The organism is Escherichia sp. F1 (assembly GCF_046764225.1).
Classification (GTDB): Bacteria; Pseudomonadota; Gammaproteobacteria; order Enterobacterales; family Enterobacteriaceae; genus Escherichia; species Escherichia coli.
Map to the genome: position 1 here is coordinate 1,548,602 of NZ_CP177202.1, position 19,321 is coordinate 1,567,922.

Here is a 19,321-nt window from a genome sequence, read left to right on the forward strand (position 1 = left end):
TCTGTTGGGGGCAAAAATGGCATTATGCGTCCCCAAAGATAAAACTGGCATCGAACCAGGTTCAGACAGAAAGGTCCCTAATGAGCTGGATTGAACGAATTAAAAGCAACATTACTCCCACCCGCAAGGCGAGCATTCCTGAAGGGGTGTGGACTAAGTGTGATAGCTGCGGTCAGGTTTTATACCGCGCTGAGCTGGAACGTAATCTTGAGGTCTGTCCGAAGTGTGACCATCACATGCGTATGACAGCGCGTAATCGCCTGCATAGCCTGTTAGATGAAGGAAGCCTTGTGGAGCTGGGTAGCGAGCTTGAGCCGAAAGATGTGCTGAAGTTTCGTGACTCCAAGAAGTATAAAGACCGTCTGGCATCTGCGCAGAAAGAAACCGGCGAAAAAGATGCGCTGGTGGTGATGAAAGGCACCCTGTATGGAATGCCAGTTGTCGCTGCGGCATTCGAGTTCGCCTTTATGGGCGGTTCCATGGGGTCTGTGGTAGGTGCACGTTTCGTGCGTGCCGTTGAGCAGGCGCTGGAAGATAACTGCCCACTGATCTGCTTCTCCGCCTCTGGTGGCGCACGTATGCAGGAAGCACTGATGTCGCTGATGCAGATGGCGAAAACCTCTGCGGCGCTGGCAAAAATGCAGGAGCGCGGCTTGCCGTACATCTCCGTGCTGACCGACCCGACCATGGGTGGTGTTTCTGCAAGTTTCGCCATGCTGGGCGATCTCAACATCGCTGAACCGAAAGCGTTAATCGGCTTTGCCGGTCCGCGTGTTATCGAACAGACCGTTCGCGAAAAACTGCCGCCAGGATTCCAGCGCAGTGAATTCCTGATCGAGAAGGGCGCGATCGACATGATCGTCCGTCGTCCGGAAATGCGCCTGAAACTGGCGAGTATTCTGGCGAAGTTGATGAATCTGCCAGCGCCGAATCCTGAAGCGCCGCGTGAAGGCGTAGTGGTGCCACCGGTACCAGATCAGGAACCTGAGGCCTGATAACTGATAAGGGCAGGGCCACTGGCTCTGCCCTTTTGCTATTCTCACCGTAACGAATCAGCGGATACCATGATTATCAAACGCACTCCTCAAGCCGCGTCGCCTCTGGCTTCGTGGCTTTCTTATCTGGAAAACCTGCACAGTAAAACTATCGATCTCGGCCTTGAGCGCGTGAGCCAGGTCGCGGCGCGTCTTGGCGTTCTGAAACCAGCGCCATTTGTGTTTACCGTTGCGGGTACGAATGGCAAAGGCACCACCTGCCGTACGCTGGAGTCGATTCTGATGGCGGCAGGGTACAAAGTGGGCGTCTACAGTTCACCGCATCTGGTGCGTTATACCGAGCGCGTACGTGTGCAGGGTCAGGAATTGCCGGAATCGGCCCACACCGCCTCTTTTGCGGAGATTGAATCGGCACGCGGTGATATTTCCCTGACCTATTTCGAGTACGGTACGCTGTCGGCGTTGTGGCTGTTCAAGCAGGCACAACTTGACGTGGTGATTCTGGAAGTAGGGCTGGGCGGTCGTCTGGACGCAACCAATATTGTCGATGCCGATGTCGCGGTAGTAACCAGCATTGCGCTGGATCATACCGACTGGCTGGGGCCAGATCGCGAAAGCATTGGTCGCGAGAAAGCAGGCATCTTCCGCAGCGAAAAACCGGCAATTGTCGGTGAGCCGGAAATGCCTTCTACCATTGCTGATGTGGCGCAGGAAAAAAGTGCACTGTTACAACGTCGGGGCGTTGAGTGGAACTATTCCGTCACCGATCATGACTGGGCGTTTAGCGATGCTCACGGCACGCTGGAAAATCTGCCGTTGCCGCTTGTCCCGCAACCGAATGCCGCAACGGCGCTGGCGGCACTGCGTGCCAGCGGGCTGGAGGTCAGTGAAAATGCCATTCGCGACGGGATTGCCAGCGCAATTTTGCCGGGACGTTTCCAGATTGTGAGCGAGTCGCCACGCGTTATTTTTGATGTCGCGCATAATCCACATGCAGCGGAATATCTCACCGGGCGTATGAAAGCGCTACCGAAAAACGGGCGCGTGCTGGCGGTTATCGGTATGCTACATGATAAAGATATTGCCGGAACTCTGGCCTGGTTGAAAAGCGTGGTTGATGACTGGTATTGTGCGCCACTGGAAGGGCCGCGCGGTGCCACGGCAGAAAAACTGCTTGAGCATTTGGGTAACGGCAAATCATTTGATAGCGTGGCGCAGGCATGGGATGCCGCAATGGCGGACGCTAAAGCGGAAGATACCGTGCTGGTGTGTGGTTCGTTCCACACGGTCGCACATGTCATGGAAGTGATTGACGCGAGGAGAAGCGGTGGCAAGTAAGTTTCAGAATCGGTTAGTGGGCACGATCGTGCTGGTGGCGCTGGGGGTGATTGTACTTCCAGGGCTGCTGGACGGGCAGAAAAAACATTATCAGGATGAGTTCGCGGCTATCCCGCTGGTGCCAAAAGCGGGCGATCGCGATGAGCCTGATATGATGCCAGCCGCCACCCAGGCGCTGCCGACGCAGCCGCCGGAAGGCGCAGCGGAAGAGGTGCGGGCAGGTGATGCCGCAGCACCGTCGCTCGATCCGGCCACTATTGCAGCCAATAACACCGAGTTTGAACCGGAACCTGCACCGGTCGCCCCACCGAAGCCGAAACCGGTGGAGTCGCCTAAACCGAAGGTTGAAGCACCACCTGCGCCGAAGCCGGTCGTGGAAGAAAAAGCAGCGCCAACGGGTAAAGCCTATGTTGTACAACTGGGCGCACTGAAAAATGCCGATAAAGTGAATGAGATTGTCGGTAAGCTGCGCGGTGCCGGTTATCGGGTTTATACGTCGCCATCCACGCCAGTGCAGGGTAAAATTACTCGTATTCTGGTTGGGCCAGATGCCTCGAAAGATAAGCTGAAAGGATCGCTGGGTGAGTTGAAGCAACTTTCTGGCTTAAGTGGCGTGGTAATGGGCTACACGCCGAATTAATACGGTCTTGCCTGATGCGACGCTGACGCGTCTTATCAGGCCTGCGCAGGGGTAGAACCGTAGGTCGAATAAGGCGTTCACGCCGCATCCGACACGCATTGTCCGATGCCGCAAAGGCATAAAAAGTCGATGGCGTTGAATATTTTTTCAGCGCCATTTTTATTGATGCGCGGGAAGGAAATCCCTACGCAAACGTTTTCTTTTTCTGTTAGAATGCGCCCCGAACAGGATGACAGGGCGTAAAATCGTGGGACACATATGGTCTGGATTGATTACGCCATAATCGCGGTGATTGCTTTTTCCTCTCTGGTTAGCCTGATCCGCGGCTTTGTTCGTGAAGCGTTATCGCTGGTGACATGGGGTTGTGCTTTCTTTGTTGCCAGTCATTACTACACTTACCTGTCAGTCTGGTTTACGGGCTTTGAAGACGAACTGGTTCGAAATGGGATTGCCATCGCGGTACTGTTTATCGCTACCCTGATCGTTGGTGCTATCGTGAACTTCGTGATAGGCCAGTTGGTGGAGAAAACGGGGTTGTCAGGCACCGATCGGGTGCTGGGCGTCTGTTTCGGTGCGTTGCGCGGTGTGTTGATTGTTGCTGCCATTCTCTTCTTTCTCGACTCCTTTACCGGGGTGTCGAAAAGCGAAGACTGGAGCAAATCACAGCTAATCCCGCAGTTCAGTTTTATCATCAGATGGTTTTTTGATTATCTGCAAAGCTCGTCAAGTTTCTTGCCCAGAGCGTAAGTGCTCTGAGATGTGGCTTAACGAGGAAAAAGACGTATGTGCGGTATTGTCGGTATCGCCGGTGTTATGCCGGTTAACCAGTCGATTTATGATGCCTTAACGGTGCTTCAGCATCGCGGTCAGGATGCCGCCGGCATCATCACCATAGATGCCAATAACTGCTTCCGTTTGCGTAAAGCGAACGGGCTGGTGAGCGATGTATTTGAAGCTCGCCATATGCAGCGTTTGCAGGGCAATATGGGCATTGGTCATGTGCGTTACCCTACGGCTGGCAGCTCCAGCGCCTCTGAAGCGCAGCCGTTTTACGTTAACTCCCCGTATGGCATTACGCTTGCCCACAACGGCAATCTGACCAACGCTCACGAGTTGCGTAAAAAACTGTTTGAAGAAAAACGCCGCCACATCAACACCACTTCCGACTCGGAAATTCTGCTTAATATCTTCGCCAGCGAGCTGGACAACTTCCGCCACTACCCGCTGGAAGCCGACAACATTTTCGCCGCCATCGCTGCTACAAACCGCTTAATCCGCGGCGCGTATGCCTGTGTGGCGATGATTATCGGCCACGGTATGGTTGCTTTCCGCGATCCAAACGGGATTCGTCCGCTGGTACTGGGAAAACGTGATATTGACGAGAACCGTACAGAATATATGGTCGCTTCCGAAAGCGTAGCGCTCGATACGCTGGGCTTTGATTTCCTGCGTGACGTCGCGCCGGGCGAAGCGATTTACATCACTGAAGAAGGGCAGTTGTTTACCCGTCAATGTGCTGACAATCCGGTCAGCAATCCGTGCCTGTTTGAGTATGTATACTTTGCTCGCCCGGACTCGTTCATCGACAAAATTTCCGTTTACAGCGCGCGTGTGAATATGGGCACGAAGCTGGGCGAGAAAATTGCCCGCGAATGGGAAGATCTGGATATCGACGTGGTGATCCCGATCCCGGAAACCTCGTGTGATATCGCGCTGGAAATTGCTCGTATTCTGGGCAAACCGTACCGTCAGGGCTTCGTTAAAAACCGCTATGTAGGCCGTACCTTTATCATGCCGGGTCAGCAGCTGCGTCGTAAGTCCGTGCGCCGTAAACTGAACGCCAACCGCGCCGAGTTCCGCGATAAAAACGTCCTGCTGGTCGACGACTCCATCGTCCGTGGCACCACTTCTGAGCAGATTATCGAGATGGCACGCGAAGCCGGAGCGAAGAAAGTGTACCTCGCTTCTGCGGCACCGGAAATTCGCTTCCCGAACGTTTATGGTATTGATATGCCGAGCGCCACGGAACTGATCGCTCACGGTCGCGAAGTAGATGAAATTCGCCAGATCATCGGTGCTGACGGGTTGATTTTCCAGGATCTGAACGATCTGATCGAAGCCGTTCGCGCTGAAAACCCGGATATTCAGCAGTTTGAGTGTTCGGTGTTCAACGGCGTCTACGTCACCAAAGATGTTGATCAGGGCTACCTCGATTTCCTCGATACGTTACGTAATGACGACGCCAAAGCAGTGCAACGTCAGAACGAAGTGGAAAATCTCGAAATGCATAACGAAGGATGATGCCTTCGCTCAGGGGGCCGGTCTGGCACCCTGACTTGCAACTCCTGCTGAAATCCTGCAAAGTCTGCCTGCAAGTCTGACAGGGCAACTATTTATGAAACGACTCATTGTAGGCATCAGCGGTGCCAGCGGCGCGATTTATGGCGTGCGCTTATTACAGGTTCTGCGCGATGTCGCAGATGTTGAAACGCATTTGGTGATGAGCCAGGCCGCGCGCCAGACCTTATCCCTCGAAACGGATTTTTCCCTGCGCGAAGTGCAGGCATTAGCCGATGTGACGCACGATGCGCGCGATATTGCTGCCAGCATTTCTTCCGGTTCTTTCCAGACACTGGGGATGGTGATTTTACCCTGTTCAATCAAAACCCTGTCCGGCATTGTCCATAGCTATACTGATGGCTTACTGACCCGTGCGGCAGATGTGGTGCTGAAAGAGCGTCGCCCGCTGGTGCTCTGCGTGCGTGAAACACCATTGCACTTAGGCCATCTGCGTTTAATGACGCAGGCAGCAGAAATCGGTGCGGTGATTATGCCTCCCGTTCCGGCGTTTTATCATCGCCCGCAATCCCTTGATGATGTGATAAATCAGACGGTTAACCGTGTACTCGATCAATTCGCCATAACGCTTCCTGAAGATCTCTTTGCCCGCTGGCAGGGCGCATAACCTCATTGTTGCCCTGTTTCAGGGCAATTTTGCAACCGCGATCAAATCCTCGACATTTTGTTCCTTTCGATGAATCGAAACGCTGCGATTCAACCGCCATACCTGCTATCTTCAACTTCAGGACAATAATGCAACGTCTTATTAACATATTTAACGTTGAATGTTACTGTTGTCGTAAAGATGGCATAAGACCTGCATGAAAGAGCCTGCAAACACACAACACAATACACAACATAAAAAAGCCATTTTCACTTGAGGGTTATGTATGAAGAAGTCGATTCTCGCTCTGTCTTTGTTAGTCGGTCTCTCCGCAGCGGCTTCCAGCTATGCGGCGCTACCGGAGACGGTACGTATCGGAACTGATACCACCTATGCGCCGTTCTCGTCGAAAGATGCTAAAGGTGATTTTGTTGGCTTTGATATCGATCTCGGTAACGAGATGTGCAAACGGATGCAGGTGAAATGTACCTGGGTTGCCAGTGACTTTGACGCGCTGATCCCCTCACTGAAAGCGAAAAAAATCGACGCCATTATTTCGTCGCTTTCCATTACCGATAAACGTCAGCAGGAGATTGCTTTCTCCGACAAGCTGTACGCCGCAGATTCTCGTTTGATTGCCGCCAAAGGTTCGCCGATTCAGCCAACGCTGGATTCACTGAAAGGTAAACACGTGGGTGTGCTGCAGGGATCAACCCAGGAAGCTTACGCTAACGAGACCTGGCGTAGCAAAGGTGTGGATGTGGTGGCCTATGCCAACCAGGATTTGGTCTATTCCGATCTGGCTGCAGGACGTCTGGATGCTGCGTTACAAGATGAAGTTGCTGCCAGCGAAGGATTCCTCAAGCAACCAGCCGGCAAAGAGTTCGCTTTTGCTGGCTCATCAGTGAAAGACAAAAAATACTTCGGTGACGGCACCGGTGTAGGGCTACGTAAAGATGATGCGGAACTGACGGCGGCGTTTAATAAGGCGCTTGGCGAGCTGCGTCAGGACGGCACCTACGACAAGATGGCGAAAAAGTATTTTGACTTTAATGTCTACGGTGACTGATACGTCGCAGGGAAGCTGTACCTGATGGAATGATCATCATGGTGCACGCCAGGTTTGTTGCACTATCGTGGTGCATTGAAATGCATACTTAAGCATTTTTAATGAAAAATAATACGTCTAACGGGGCGGGATATTTTGCCTTGATGGTCAATTTTATGGCACGATAAGTGTAACAAACCTGTAAATATTCCCTATAAAAAGACTGTCAGTTGAGGACATTATGAAAAAACTGGTGCTATCGCTCTCTCTGGTTCTGGCCTTCTCCAGCGCAACTGTGGCGTTTGCTGCGATTCCGCAAAACATCCGCATCGGTACCGATCCGACCTATGCGCCATTTGAATCAAAAAATTCACAAGGTGAACTGGTTGGCTTCGATATCGATCTGGCAAAGGAGTTGTGCAAACGCATCAATACGCAATGTACGTTTGTCGAAAACCCACTGGATGCGTTAATCCCGTCCTTAAAAGCGAAGAAGATTGACGCCATCATGTCATCGCTTTCCATTACGGAAAAACGTCAGCAAGAAATAGCCTTCACCGACAAACTGTACGCAGCCGATTCTCGTCTGGTGGTGGCGAAAAACTCCGACATTCAGCCGACAGTCGAATCGCTGAAAGGCAAGCGGGTAGGCGTATTGCAGGGCACCACCCAGGAGACGTTCGGTAACGAACACTGGGCACCAAAAGGCATTGAAATCGTCTCGTATCAGGGGCAGGACAACATTTATTCTGACCTGACTGCCGGACGTATTGATGCCGCGTTCCAGGATGAGGTCGCAGCCAGCGAAGGTTTCCTCAAACAACCCGTCGGTAAAGATTACAAATTCGGTGGCCCGTCTGTTAAAGATGAAAAACTGTTTGGCGTAGGGACCGGCATGGGCCTGCGTAAAGAAGATAACGAACTGCGCGAGGCACTGAACAAAGCCTTTGCCGAAATGCGCGCTGACGGTACTTACGAGAAATTAGCGAAAAAGTACTTCGATTTTGATGTTTATGGTGGTTAATCGCCATCGGTGAAAGAAAGTCCGCTCCCTTCGGGTAACCGGAGGGAGACAAGAGGCGGTAATTCACCACACACGACAGGACAGGCAGCATGTTGTATGGGTTTTCAGGTGTTATTTTACAGGGTGCGCTCGTCACGCTGGAGCTGGCTATCAGCTCTGTAGTGCTCGCTGTAATCATCGGTTTAATTGGCGCTGGCGGTAAGCTCTCGCAAAATCGGCTTTCGGGCCTTATTTTCGAAGGGTACACCACGCTGATTCGAGGCGTGCCGGACTTGGTGTTGATGCTGCTAATTTTCTACGGTTTGCAGATTGCACTAAACACGGTGACGGAGGCGATGGGCGTCGGGCAGATTGATATTGATCCGATGGTCGCAGGTATTATCACTCTCGGTTTTATCTACGGTGCTTACTTTACCGAAACGTTCCGTGGCGCGTTTATGGCTGTGCCGAAAGGGCATATAGAGGCGGCGACGGCGTTCGGTTTTACTCGTGGGCAAGTGTTTCGGCGGATCATGTTTCCGGCGATGATGCGTTACGCCCTGCCAGGCATTGGCAACAACTGGCAGGTGATCCTCAAATCTACCGCACTCGTTTCGTTACTCGGCCTGGAAGATGTGGTCAAAGCCACTCAGCTGGCAGGCAAAAGTACCTGGGAACCGTTCTATTTCGCCATCGTCTGTGGCGTGATTTACCTGGTTTTCACCACCGTTTCCAATGGTGTGCTGCTGTTCCTTGAGCGCCGCTACTCCGTGGGTGTGAAGAGGGCTGACCTGTGATCGAAATCTTACATGAATACTGGAAACCGCTGCTGTGGACTGATGGTTATCGCTTTACTGGCGTGGCGATCACCCTGTGGCTGCTGATTTTGTCGGTAGTGATAGGCGGAGTTCTGGCGCTGTTTCTGGCGATTGGTCGCGTCTCAAGTAATAAATACATCCAGTTTCCAATCTGGTTATTTACCTATATTTTTCGCGGTACGCCGCTGTATGTTCAGTTGCTGGTGTTCTATTCCGGCATGTACACGCTGGAAATTGTTAAGGGAACCGAGTTCCTTAACGCCTTTTTTCGCAGTGGCCTGAACTGTACCGTGCTGGCGCTGACGCTCAACACCTGCGCTTACACTACCGAGATTTTTGCCGGAGCGATCCGTTCAGTGCCGCATGGGGAAATCGAAGCCGCCAGAGCCTATGGCTTCTCGACCTTTAAAATGTATCGCTGCATTATTTTGCCATCGGCGCTGCGTATTGCGTTACCGGCATACAGCAACGAAGTGATCCTGATGCTGCACTCTACTGCGCTGGCGTTTACGGCCACTGTGCCGGATCTGCTGAAAATAGCCCGCGATATTAACGCCGCCACGTATCAACCTTTTACCGCCTTCGGCATTGCCGCGGTGCTCTATTTAATCATCTCTTATGTCCTGATCAGCCTCTTTCGCAGAGCGGAAAAACGCTGGTTGCAGCATGTGAAACCGTCTTCAACGCACTGAGAATACGATGTCCGAGAATAAATTAAACGTTATCGATTTGCACAAACGCTACGGCGAACACGAAGTGCTGAAAGGGGTCTCACTGCAAGCGAATGCCGGAGATGTCATAAGCATCATCGGATCGTCGGGATCGGGGAAAAGTACCTTTCTGCGCTGCATTAACTTCCTCGAAAAACCGAGTGAAGGGTCGATCGTGGTCAATGGCCAGACGATCAATCTGGTGCGCGACAAAGATGGTCAACTCAAAGTCGCCGATAAAAATCAGCTGCGCTTACTGCGCACACGCCTGACGATGGTATTCCAGCACTTCAATCTCTGGAGCCATATGACGGTGCTGGAAAACGTCATGGAAGCGCCGATTCAGGTGTTGGGCCTGAGCAAGCAGGAAGCGCGCGAGCGGGCGGTGAAGTATCTGGCGAAAGTCGGGATAGACGAACGTGCGCAGGGGAAATACCCGGTGCACCTGTCCGGTGGTCAGCAACAGCGTGTTTCTATCGCGCGGGCGCTGGCGATGGAACCGGAAGTTTTACTGTTTGATGAACCTACCTCGGCGCTCGATCCTGAACTGGTAGGCGAAGTGTTGCGTATTATGCAGCAACTGGCAGAAGAGGGGAAAACCATGGTGGTGGTGACCCACGAAATGGGCTTTGCTCGCCATGTTTCTACTCACGTCATTTTCCTCCATCAGGGGAAAATAGAAGAAGAGGGCGCGCCAGAACAGTTATTCGGTAACCCGCAAAGCCCTCGTCTGCAACAGTTCCTTAAAGGTTCGCTGAAATAATTTCCTCTCCGGTGGCTAACGCTGCCGGAGTATTTCATGGGGAATTTGCGAGTCCGCTTCCGCTGAAATGTAAAAGTTGCAGTCCGCTAAAAATAGTTCTGAATTCGCTGTCCAAAGATAAAAACTGCCTGCTGCATTGGGTGTAAATCGTGGTTATTGTCGCGTCATCTTAAATTTGAGGGGTGACGGAACGCCATGACAATATCGACAACTTCCACGCCGCATGATGCGGTATTTAAATCTTTTTTACGCCATCCAGACACCGCGCGGGATTTTATTGATATTCATCTTCCCGCGCCGCTGCGCAAACTGTGTGATTTAACAACACTTAAACTGGAACCAAACAGTTTTATTGATGAAGACCTGCGGCAATATTATTCCGACCTCTTGTGGTCTGTGAAAACGCAGGAGGGAGCGGGTTATATTTATGTGGTGATAGAGCACCAAAGTAAGCCAGAGGAATTAATGGCTTTTCGCATGATGCGCTATTCCATTGCGGCGATGCAAAACCATCTTGATGCGGGCTATAAAGAGCTTCCATTAGCGATCCCGATGCTGTTTTATCATGGTTGCAGAAGCCCTTATCCATATTCACTCTGCTGGCTTGATGAATTTGCCGAGCCTGCGATTGCCCGCCAAATTTATTCATCGGCTTTTCCGCTGGTGGATATTACCGTGGTGCCGGATGACGAGATTATGCAACATCGCAAAATGGCGCTGTTGGAGTTAATTCAGAAACATATTCGTCAGCGCGATCTGTTGGGATTAGTCGACCAAATTGTTTCGCTGCTAGTTACAGGGAACACTAATGACAGACAGCTAAAAGCCCTGTTTAATTACGTATTACAAACGGGGGATGCCCAGCGTTTCCGTGCATTTATTGGTGAGATAGCGGAACGCGCACCACAAGAAAAGGAGAAACTGATGACTATTGCTGACAGATTACGTGAAGAAGGCGCAATGCAGGGCAAACACGAAGAAGCCCTGCGTATTGCTCAGGAGATGCTGGAAAAAGGATTTGACTACGAAGTCATCCTGACGCTGACCCGACTTTCGCCAGACGATCTTATCGCGCAAAGCCACTAATCCTGTAACACCGGGAGTTAACTGGCGGATGTTTGCAGTAAACCACATCAACGAACAACATCCGCCAGCGCCTCTTCTAAATCGTACCAGCGAAACGCAAAACCCGCTTCTTCCAGCCGTTTAGGTAGCGCGCGTTGTCCACCTAATACCAGTACTGAAGATTCGCCCATTAACAGTCGAATGGCGGTCGCGGGGACGCGCAAAATGGCCGGGCGATGCAGCGCATGACCGAGCGCATGGGCAAATTGTTCATTGCGTACCGGGTAGGGCGAAACCATATTAAATGGCCCGCGCAGCTCGTTATCCAGCAGCCAGAGAATGCCGTTGACCATATCATCAATATGAATCCAGGCCAGATACTGCCGACCGGAACCAATCGGCCCGCCCAGGCCAAGACGAAACGGCGGCAGCATTTTACCGAGAATACCGCCATCCGGTGCCAGCACTACGCCGGTACGCAGCAGGCACACTCGCGTTTTGTCACTCTGTGCCCGACAGGCAATTTCTTCCCAGCGGGCGCAGAGTTTATGGGTAAATTCGTTATGCGGCGGTTCCTCTTCGGTAACCACCACTTCACCTAAGTCGCCATAATAGCCCGTTGCCGAGCCGGAAATGAGTACCGACGGTGGCGTGTCGCTGGCATTAATCAAATCGACCAGTTTTTGCGTGATATTCCAGCGGCTTTGGCAGAGACGCTCTTTTTGCTCGTGAGTCCAGCGTTTATCAGCAATCGGCTCTCCGGCCAGGTTGATTACCGCATCAACGCCGTTGAGGTTACTTTGATCGGCAAGCCCTTGCCATAGTGTCACCCGAGGGCCGAGAACGGAACTGGCTTTCTGCTGGTTACGCGTCACTACCGTGATTTGATGGCCCAGATCCAGCAAACGCGGAATCAAATGGCGACCAATTAATCCCGTCCCTCCGGTGATCACTATCTTCATGCAGCCTCCCGATATGGCGGTTAACGCTGCCAGCTTAAGGTCATGGATACCGAATCGGCGTAGCGCAGCGCGTGCAGTTTATCGATCTCCACTTCAGCATACGTCACCCAGTGATGTTCACGTGCGATATCGAGCACATCCTGAGTTAATTTTTCCAGCAAAGAGAAACGGTTATTCTCTACATGCTGAATAATGTTTTTCGTTACAGTGCGATAATTCAGCGCATCGTTGATATCTTCGCTGGTGCGCGCTTTATCGGCGGGGTAGTGGATCGTCACATTGATAACAATATCCTGACGGTTGTTAATTTCTTCTTCCTTAATTCCGATAAACGTACGTAAACGAAGGTTCTTTATACGAATAATAGCGGCAGGTTGTGCCATTGCAGGTTCTCCGTTGTTTTACTTAGGATGAAATAATACACGAGAACCTGTTTCTGTTAACTATCCGAACGCTCATCACCGAGTTGTGCTTTTAGCAGTGCCTGCCCGGTGGCAGGGCGCGAACGGATCCGCTCATGCCAGTTCTTGACTGCCGGATACATTGCGAGGTCAATTCGCTGGCGACTCCAGGCATTAACCCACGGCCAGCAGGCAATATCCGCAATGCTGTAGTTCTCGCCACCCAGCCAGGGCGAGTTTTCCAGCCGCTTGTTCAGTACATGGTACAGACGCTGAGTTTCAACCTGATAACGTTCAATAGCGTAAGGAATGGTTTGGGGGGCTGCGTGATTAAAATGATGATTTTGCCCAAGCATCGGCCCCAGTCCGCCTACCTGCCAGAATAACCACTGTAATGTGGCGGCGCGCTCACGCGTTTCATGACTCAAAAAGAGTCCTGTTTTCTCAGCCAGATACAACAAAATGGCACCAGACTCAAAGAGGCTTAGCGGTTCGCCGCCATCGGCTGGAGAATGATCAACAATTGCCGGAATTTTGTTGTTAGGCGAAATGCGCAAAAATTCCGGGCGAAACTGACCGCCTTTCCCCAGGTCTACCTTTATCAAGCGATAATCCAGCTCTGCTTCTTCGAGAAACAGCGTAATTTTGTGACCATTTGGTGTCGGGGCGAAATAGAGATCGATCATTGCAGCTCCGGTTGTCTAATCATCTGAACACCACAAGTATAGAAAGCGCGGCGACTTGCGTGAGTATTCGTCACGTGACAGTGGCAAAAAGGCTCTATAGTTTGATAGCTAGCCCCCCTTTATTGCCGAGGACATAATGAGTAAACCCGCTATCACGCTTTGGTCAGATGCCCATTTTTTCTCCCCTTATGTGTTATCCGCCTGGGTGGCGTTGCAGGAAAAAGGCCTGTCGTTTCATATCAAGACCATCGACCTCGACAGCGGTGAACATTTGCAGCCGACGTGGCAAGGTTACGGTCAGACACGCCGTGTGCCGTTATTACAAATTGATGATTTTGAGTTGAGTGAATCTTCTGCCATTGCGGAGTATCTGGAAGATCGATTTGCGCCACCGACCTGGGAACGCATTTATCCGCTTGATTTAGAAAATCGTGCGCGTGCACGACAGATTCAGGCCTGGCTGCGTAGCGATCTGATGCCCATACGCGAAGAACGTCCAACGGATGTTGTCTTTGCGGGTGCGAAAAAAGCGCCATTAACGGCGGAGGGAAAAGCCAGTGCGGAGAAACTGTTCGCGATGGCAGAACATTTGTTAGCACTGGGTCAGCCGAATTTATTTGGTGAATGGTGCATTGCTGATACTGATCTGGCGCTAATGATTAACCGCCTGGTACTACATGGCGATGAGGTGCCGGAACGCCTGGTGGATTATGCGACATTCCAGTGGCAGCGAGCGTCTGTCCAGCGTTTTATTGCACTTTCGGCGAAGCAATCTGGCTGATAGCAACGACAGAATCCAGTATCATAGCTTACGTTTTTTCGACGAGGAGTGAGTGATGAAACTGATGTTTGCATCGGACATTCATGGGTCGTTACCGGCGACGGAACGTGTTCTGGAGTTGTTTGCCCAAAGCGGTGCCCAGTGGCTGGTGATCCTTGGCGACGTGTTGAATCACGGCCCGCGTAATGCTTTACCGGAGGGTTACGCGCCAGCCAAAGTCGCTGAACGGCTTAATGAAGTGGCACATAAGGTTATCGCTGTGCGCGGCAACTGCGACAGCGAAGTGGATCAAATGCTTTTGCATTTCCCGATAACCGCGCCGTGGCAACAGGTATTACTGGAAAAACAACGTCTGTTTTTGACGCATGGTCATCTGTTTGGGCCGGAAAATCTGCCTGCTTTAAACCAGAACGATGTGCTGGTGTACGGTCATACCCATCTGCCAGTGGCAGAACAGCGGGGGGAGATTTTCCACTTTAACCCCGGCTCGGTGAGTATTCCTAAAGGCGGTAATCCGGCGAGTTATGGCATGCTGGATAATGACGTACTTAGTGTAATCGCACTCAATGATCAAAGTATCATTGCGCAGGTCGCGATTAATCCGTAATTTACCCACAACTCAAAATGCGCCGTAAGAGCGCCAGAAAAAGAAGGTTTCCTGATAATGGAACAGCGTCGTTTGGCAAGTACTGAATGGGTGGATATTGTCAATGAAGAGAACGAAGTCATTGCACAAGCCAGCCGGGAACAAATGCGGGCACAGTGTCTGCGTCATCGTGCAACTTACATCGTCGTGCATGATGGCATGGGCAAAATTCTGGTCCAGCGTCGTACGGAGACAAAAGACTTTTTACCCGGCATGTTAGATGCGACCGCAGGCGGTGTAGTCCAGGCCGATGAGCAACTGCTGGAATCCGCGCGTCGCGAAGCGGAAGAAGAGTTGGGCATTGCCGGTGTCCCCTTTGCCGAGCACGGGCAGTTCTATTTCGAAGATAAAAATTGCCGTGTGTGGGGCGCGTTGTTCAGTTGTGTCTCTCACGGTCCCTTCGCCCTACAGGAAGATGAAGTCAGTGAAGTTTGCTGGCTGACACCGGAAGAAATCACCGCACGCTGCGATGAGTTCACTCCAGACTCGCTGAAAGCGCTGGCGTTGTGGATGAAGCGCAATGCCAAAAATGAAGCCGTAGAGACTGAAACGGCAGAATGAAAAAAGAGCCGCAATTGCGGCTCTTAACATTTTTAGTGGTAGCCCATCAACTGAGCGCCGATCACTACGACGCTGGACATAATAAACAGCAGTCCAAGCAGGGTCGCGCCCACCTTCAGCCAGTTACGGAAGTCCACCCGGCACACACCGAGCGTTGCCATTAACGAAGCTGAGGTCGGGTAAATGATGTGGCTGAAGCCATCACCAAACTGGAACGCCAGCACAGTAACCTGACGGTTAACACCGACCAGATCGCCAAGCGGTGCCAGTAACGGCATGGTTAACGCCGCCTGACCAGAACCGGACGTCACGAAGAAATTAAATACTGCCTGGAAGAGCAACATAAACCAGGCCGCGACCGCGTTGTCCAGACCGCTAATGGCATTGGCAATGCTGTTGAGGATGGTATTTAACACGCTGGCATCACCCGCTTCACCATTACCGACCAGCAGCAAAATCCCTTTGGCGAAACCCACCAGCAGGGCAGGGGCGATCATCATTCGCGCCCCTTCGGTAAAGGATGAAGCCATGGTATTAACCGTCATGCCGTTAAGGCGGAAAACAACGCCGATGATGCCAATCACCAGACCCATGGTGAAGAACTGGCTGGCAATTTCTGGAATAAACCAGGCATTAACGATCACGCCCCAAATCACCCAGACCATTACGGCGGTCAGGACAATCAATACCAGCCAGTCACCAAAGGTAAACGGACGTTGTTCAACATCCGCCTGCTTTTCACGAAAGAAGCGGTCGGACTCATGAACGCGTGACAGAAGAGGATTCTTTTTCACTCGTGAGGCGTACACCATGGTAAAGATCAGGCCAATCAGAGTGGCGATAACCCATACCACGATGCGCAACCCGGAGCCAGAAAGTACCGGAACGCCGGCAATCCCCTGAGCAACGACCACACAAAACGGGTTCATCCACGAACTGGCAAAACCGATTTGCGTGGCGATATAGGTCACCAGGACGGTGGTAATACTGTCATAGCCTAGCCGGACCATTAGCGGTGCGATGATAATGGCAAAGGCGACGGCCTCTTCTCCCATACCAAATACCGCGCCGCCAAGTGAAAACAGAATAAAGAGCGCAGGAATAAAGAGAATTTCATTTCCGCGGGTATGGCGAATAAGCGCCAGGATACCGTTATCAATGGTTCCTGTACGCATCACAATGCCAAACGCGCCGCCAATCACCAGCATAAACATGATGATGCCAACGGCTGTCCCGTATTTCGATCCTGAGGTTAACCCTTCAAACGGGAAGTTCATCAGGCCCGGGCGTTCATCGCCCGTCGTGAACAGCTGTACGCGGTGATACTCAGGTTCGCCTGCTTCGTTAGTCAGAATGCGAAAAGAGTGTGGATCTACGACTTTGCGAGTTTTTGTTTGACCATCAACCTGATACTGCACTTCCTGACTGTCAAACATGCCCACCGGAACTACCCAGGTGGCAAGACTGGTTAAAATGGCAACAAAAAAGATAATCACCAACGTATCGGGCATTGCCCATCTTCTTGTTGGTTTAGATTCAGTGATTGCGGACATAGCGCAAATATTCCCTTGCACAAAACAAAGTGGTAAGTATGCAAAGTGAGATGGCGCAATTCATTGATGCAGCGCAGCTAAGCAAGATAATCAGAAAGGATTGATGCAAATTAAGAGAATAAAAAACCGGAAATAGTGACTATTTCCGGTTCAGATATCCGCAGCGCAAAGCTGCGGATGATGACGAGATTACTGCTGCTGTGCAGACTGAATCGCAGTCAGCGCGATGGTGTAGACGATATCGTCAACCAGTGCGCCACGGGACAGGTCGTTAACCGGCTTGCGCATACCCTGCAGCATCGGCCCGATGGAGATCAGATCGGCAGAACGCTGTACTGCTTTGTAGGTGGTGTTACCGGTGTTCAGATCCGGGAAGATGAACACGGTAGCGCGACCTGCAACCGGAGAGTTCGGCGCTTTGGATTTCGCAACGTCAGCCATTACCGCAGCGTCGTACTGCAGCGGACCGTCGATCATCAGGTCAGGACGTTTTTCCTGCGCCAGACGAGTTGCTTCGCGAACTTTTTCTACGTCGCTACCAGCACCAGAAGTCCCGGTGGAGTAGGAGAGCATAGCAACGCGCGGTTCGATACCGAAGGCCGCAGCGGAATCAGCGGACTGAATCGCGATTTCTGCCAGCTGTTCTGCGGTCGGATCCGGGTTGATCGCACAGTCACCGTAAACGTAAACCTGTTCCGGCAGCAGCATGAAGAACACGGAAGATACCAGGGAGCTGCCCGGTGCAGTTTTGATCAGCTGCAGCGGCGGACGGATGGTGTTTGCGGTGGTGTGAACTGCACCGGAAACCAGACCATCAACTTCATCCTGTTCCAGCATCAGCGTACCGAGAACCACGTTGTCTTCCAGCTGTTCGCGGGCAACGGTTTCGGTCATGCCTTTGTTCTTACGCAGTTCGACCAGACGACCAACATAGCTTTCGCGAACCACTTCTGGATCAACGATTTCAATGCCTGCACCCAGTTCTACACCCTGAGACGCTGCAACACGGTTGATCTCTGCCGGATTACCCAGCAGTACGCAAGTTGCGATACCACGTTCAGCACAGATAGCGGCTGCTTTAACGGTACGCGGTTCGTCACCTTCCGGCAGAACGATACGTTTGCCCGCTTTGCGCGCAAGTTCAGTCAGCTGATAACGGAACGCTGGCGGAGACAGACGACGGCTGCGCTCAGAAGTGGCAGTCAGAGAATCGATCCAGTCAGCGTTGATGTAGTTAGCAACGTATTCCTGAACTTTCTCGATACGCTCGTGATCGTCAACCGGAACTTCCAGGTTGAAGCTCTGCAGGCTCAGAGAAGTCTGCCAGGTGTTGGTGTTCACCATAAATACCGGCAGGCCGGTAGCGAAAGCACGTTCGCACAGTTTAGAAATGCGCGCGTCCATTTCGTAGCCGCCAGTCAGCAGCAGGGCACCGATTTCTACGCCGTTCATGGCAGCCAGGCAAGCGGCAACCAGCACGTCAGGGCGGTCTGCGGAAGTCACCAGCAGAGAACCGGCACGGAAGTGCTCCAGCATGTGCGGAATGCTGCGTGCGCAGAAAGTGACGGATTTAACGCGGCGAGTATTGATGTCGCCTTCGTTGATGATGGTCGCATTCAGGTGGCGAGCCATATCGATCGCACGAGTCGCGATCAGGTCAAAGCTCCACGGCACAGCGCCGAGAACCGGCAGCGGGCTGGATTCTTGCAGCTTCGCCGGATCAACATTGTTTACTTTAGCTTTGGAAGAGTCGTCGAAAATCTCGGACAGATCCGGGCGAGTACGACCCTGTTCATCAACCGGTGCGTTCAGTTTGTTAACGATAACGCCGGTGATGTTGGTGTTTTTGGCACCGCCGAAGCTGTTGCGGGTCAGTTCGATACGCTCTTTCAGCTGTTCCGGGGTGTCAGTGCCCTGAGACATAACGAAGACGATTTCCGCATTCAGCGTTTTAGCGATTTCGTAGTTCAGAGACTGGGCAAACTGGTGCTTACGTGTCGGGACCAGACCTTCAACCAGAACGACTTCAGCGTCTTTGGTGTTAGCGTGGTAGTTTGCGACGATCTCTTCCATCAGCACATCTTTCTGATTGCTGGAAAGCAGACCTTCAACGTAGCTCATTTTCAGCGGTTCAGCGGCCGTCGTGGTGGAAGAGTTCGCACGCACGATAGTGGTAGTCTGATCGGGCGCATCGCCACCGGTACGCGGCTGAGCGATAGGTTTGAAAACGCTCAGACGAACGCCTTTGCGTTCCATTGCACGGATCACGCCAAGGCTGACGCTGGTCAGACCGACGCTGGTTCCGGTAGGGATCAGCATAATAATACGGGACACGGTTTATCCTCTTTCGTTACCGCCGATTTGGCGGGTTACAAAACAGCACCGCCAGCTTAGCTGGCGGTGTGAA

General features: G+C 52.1%; 20 protein-coding genes. 15 read left to right on the forward strand and 5 right to left on the reverse strand.

The annotated features are described in order from the left end of the window. The first annotated feature begins 80 nt into the window (after window positions 1-80). The 12 genes from accD to rpnB all read left to right on the forward strand — a co-directional run bounded on the left by accD (window position 81) and on the right by rpnB (window position 11,345). Entirely contained in the window at window positions 81-995 is a 915-nt protein-coding gene (accD, locus tag ACK8NJ_RS07445; RefSeq protein WP_000118404.1) for an acetyl-CoA carboxylase, carboxyltransferase subunit beta, read from the forward strand. A gap of 69 nt (window positions 996-1,064) precedes the next feature. Then, window positions 1,065-2,333: a bifunctional tetrahydrofolate synthase/dihydrofolate synthase gene (gene folC, locus ACK8NJ_RS07450; RefSeq protein ID WP_125097186.1), complete on the forward strand. Its 1,269-nt coding sequence runs from the start codon at window positions 1,065-1,067 to the stop codon at window positions 2,331-2,333. Continuing rightward, entirely contained in the window at window positions 2,323-2,973 is a 651-nt protein-coding gene (gene dedD / locus ACK8NJ_RS07455) for a cell division protein DedD (RefSeq protein ID WP_000147000.1), read from the forward strand. Before folC ends, dedD begins: the two co-directional genes overlap by 11 nt. A gap of 258 nt (window positions 2,974-3,231) precedes the next feature. After that, window positions 3,232-3,720, forward strand: coding sequence for a colicin V production protein (cvpA, locus tag ACK8NJ_RS07460; protein ID WP_000262113.1), 489 nt, complete (start codon window positions 3,232-3,234; stop codon window positions 3,718-3,720). 36 nt (window positions 3,721-3,756) lie between these two features. Next, window positions 3,757-5,274, forward strand: coding sequence for an amidophosphoribosyltransferase (gene purF, locus ACK8NJ_RS07465; protein ID WP_000334221.1), 1,518 nt, complete (start codon window positions 3,757-3,759; stop codon window positions 5,272-5,274). A 94-nt stretch (window positions 5,275-5,368) separates the two neighbouring features. Beyond that, window positions 5,369-5,938, forward strand: a complete 570-nt coding sequence (gene ubiX, locus ACK8NJ_RS07470; protein ID WP_000825691.1) for a flavin prenyltransferase UbiX — start codon at window positions 5,369-5,371, stop codon at window positions 5,936-5,938. Window positions 5,939-6,203: 265 nt separating this feature from the next. Continuing rightward, window positions 6,204-6,986 carry a lysine/arginine/ornithine ABC transporter substrate-binding protein ArgT gene (gene argT, locus ACK8NJ_RS07475; RefSeq protein WP_000748263.1) on the forward strand — a complete coding sequence of 261 codons (783 nt, stop codon included), beginning with the start codon at window positions 6,204-6,206 and terminating at the stop codon, window positions 6,984-6,986. A gap of 220 nt (window positions 6,987-7,206) precedes the next feature. Next, window positions 7,207-7,989, forward strand: coding sequence for a histidine ABC transporter substrate-binding protein HisJ (gene hisJ / locus ACK8NJ_RS07480; RefSeq protein WP_000737631.1), 783 nt, complete (start codon window positions 7,207-7,209; stop codon window positions 7,987-7,989). Window positions 7,990-8,078: 89 nt separating this feature from the next. After that, entirely contained in the window at window positions 8,079-8,765 is a 687-nt protein-coding gene (gene hisQ / locus ACK8NJ_RS07485; RefSeq protein WP_000965518.1) for a histidine ABC transporter permease HisQ, read from the forward strand. After that, window positions 8,762-9,478, forward strand: coding sequence for an ABC transporter permease (locus tag ACK8NJ_RS07490; RefSeq protein WP_000569958.1), 717 nt, complete (start codon window positions 8,762-8,764; stop codon window positions 9,476-9,478). Before hisQ ends, ACK8NJ_RS07490 begins: the two co-directional genes overlap by 4 nt. A 7-nt stretch (window positions 9,479-9,485) precedes the next feature. Continuing rightward, the gene (hisP, locus tag ACK8NJ_RS07495) at window positions 9,486-10,259 is read left to right on the forward strand and encodes a histidine ABC transporter ATP-binding protein HisP (protein ID WP_001293612.1); all 774 of its coding nucleotides are present in this window, start codon (window positions 9,486-9,488) and stop codon (window positions 10,257-10,259) included. A gap of 195 nt (window positions 10,260-10,454) precedes the next feature. Then, window positions 10,455-11,345 carry a recombination-promoting nuclease RpnB gene (rpnB, locus tag ACK8NJ_RS07500; RefSeq protein ID WP_411962307.1) on the forward strand — a complete coding sequence of 297 codons (891 nt, stop codon included), beginning with the start codon at window positions 10,455-10,457 and terminating at the stop codon, window positions 11,343-11,345. Between the two features lie 47 nt (window positions 11,346-11,392). On the opposite strand, the gene ACK8NJ_RS07505 is transcribed toward rpnB, so the two are convergent. Genes ACK8NJ_RS07505 through yfcG form a run of 3 tightly spaced genes read right to left on the reverse strand, consistent with a single transcriptional unit; the run spans window position 11,393 to window position 13,373 of the window. After that, on the reverse strand, window positions 11,393-12,286 hold the full coding sequence (locus ACK8NJ_RS07505) for a TIGR01777 family oxidoreductase (RefSeq protein ID WP_072648079.1): 894 nt from the start codon (window positions 12,284-12,286) through the stop codon (window positions 11,393-11,395). Between the two features lie 20 nt (window positions 12,287-12,306). Beyond that, entirely contained in the window at window positions 12,307-12,669 is a 363-nt protein-coding gene (gene folX / locus ACK8NJ_RS07510; RefSeq protein ID WP_000068457.1) for a dihydroneopterin triphosphate 2'-epimerase, read from the reverse strand. A 56-nt stretch (window positions 12,670-12,725) separates the two neighbouring features. Further along, window positions 12,726-13,373 (reverse strand): GSH-dependent disulfide bond oxidoreductase, encoded by a 648-nt coding sequence (gene yfcG / locus ACK8NJ_RS07515; RefSeq protein ID WP_001520930.1) that lies wholly within the window; start codon window positions 13,371-13,373, stop codon window positions 12,726-12,728. Window positions 13,374-13,509: 136 nt separating this feature from the next. Between yfcG and yfcF the strand changes: the two genes are divergently transcribed. The 3 genes from yfcF to yfcD are packed head-to-tail and all read left to right on the forward strand — an operon-like array spanning window position 13,510 to window position 15,361. After that, the gene (gene yfcF / locus ACK8NJ_RS07520) at window positions 13,510-14,154 is read left to right on the forward strand and encodes a glutathione transferase (RefSeq protein WP_000042440.1); all 645 of its coding nucleotides are present in this window, start codon (window positions 13,510-13,512) and stop codon (window positions 14,152-14,154) included. Between the two features lie 55 nt (window positions 14,155-14,209). After that, the gene (yfcE, locus tag ACK8NJ_RS07525) at window positions 14,210-14,761 is read left to right on the forward strand and encodes a phosphodiesterase (RefSeq protein WP_000772452.1); all 552 of its coding nucleotides are present in this window, start codon (window positions 14,210-14,212) and stop codon (window positions 14,759-14,761) included. A 57-nt stretch (window positions 14,762-14,818) separates the two neighbouring features. Further along, complete coding sequence (yfcD, locus tag ACK8NJ_RS07530) at window positions 14,819-15,361, forward strand: NUDIX hydrolase YfcD (protein ID WP_000437935.1); 543 nt, start codon at window positions 14,819-14,821, stop codon at window positions 15,359-15,361. Between the two features lie 32 nt (window positions 15,362-15,393). On the opposite strand, the gene yfcC is transcribed toward yfcD, so the two are convergent. Together yfcC and pta are read right to left on the reverse strand one after the other, a co-directional pair. Continuing rightward, the gene (gene yfcC, locus ACK8NJ_RS07535) at window positions 15,394-16,914 is read right to left on the reverse strand and encodes a putative basic amino acid antiporter YfcC (protein ID WP_001274493.1); all 1,521 of its coding nucleotides are present in this window, start codon (window positions 16,912-16,914) and stop codon (window positions 15,394-15,396) included. Between the two features lie 189 nt (window positions 16,915-17,103). Then, entirely contained in the window at window positions 17,104-19,248 is a 2,145-nt protein-coding gene (gene pta / locus ACK8NJ_RS07540) for a phosphate acetyltransferase (RefSeq protein WP_000086716.1), read from the reverse strand. Between the last annotated feature and the right edge of the window lie 73 nt (window positions 19,249-19,321).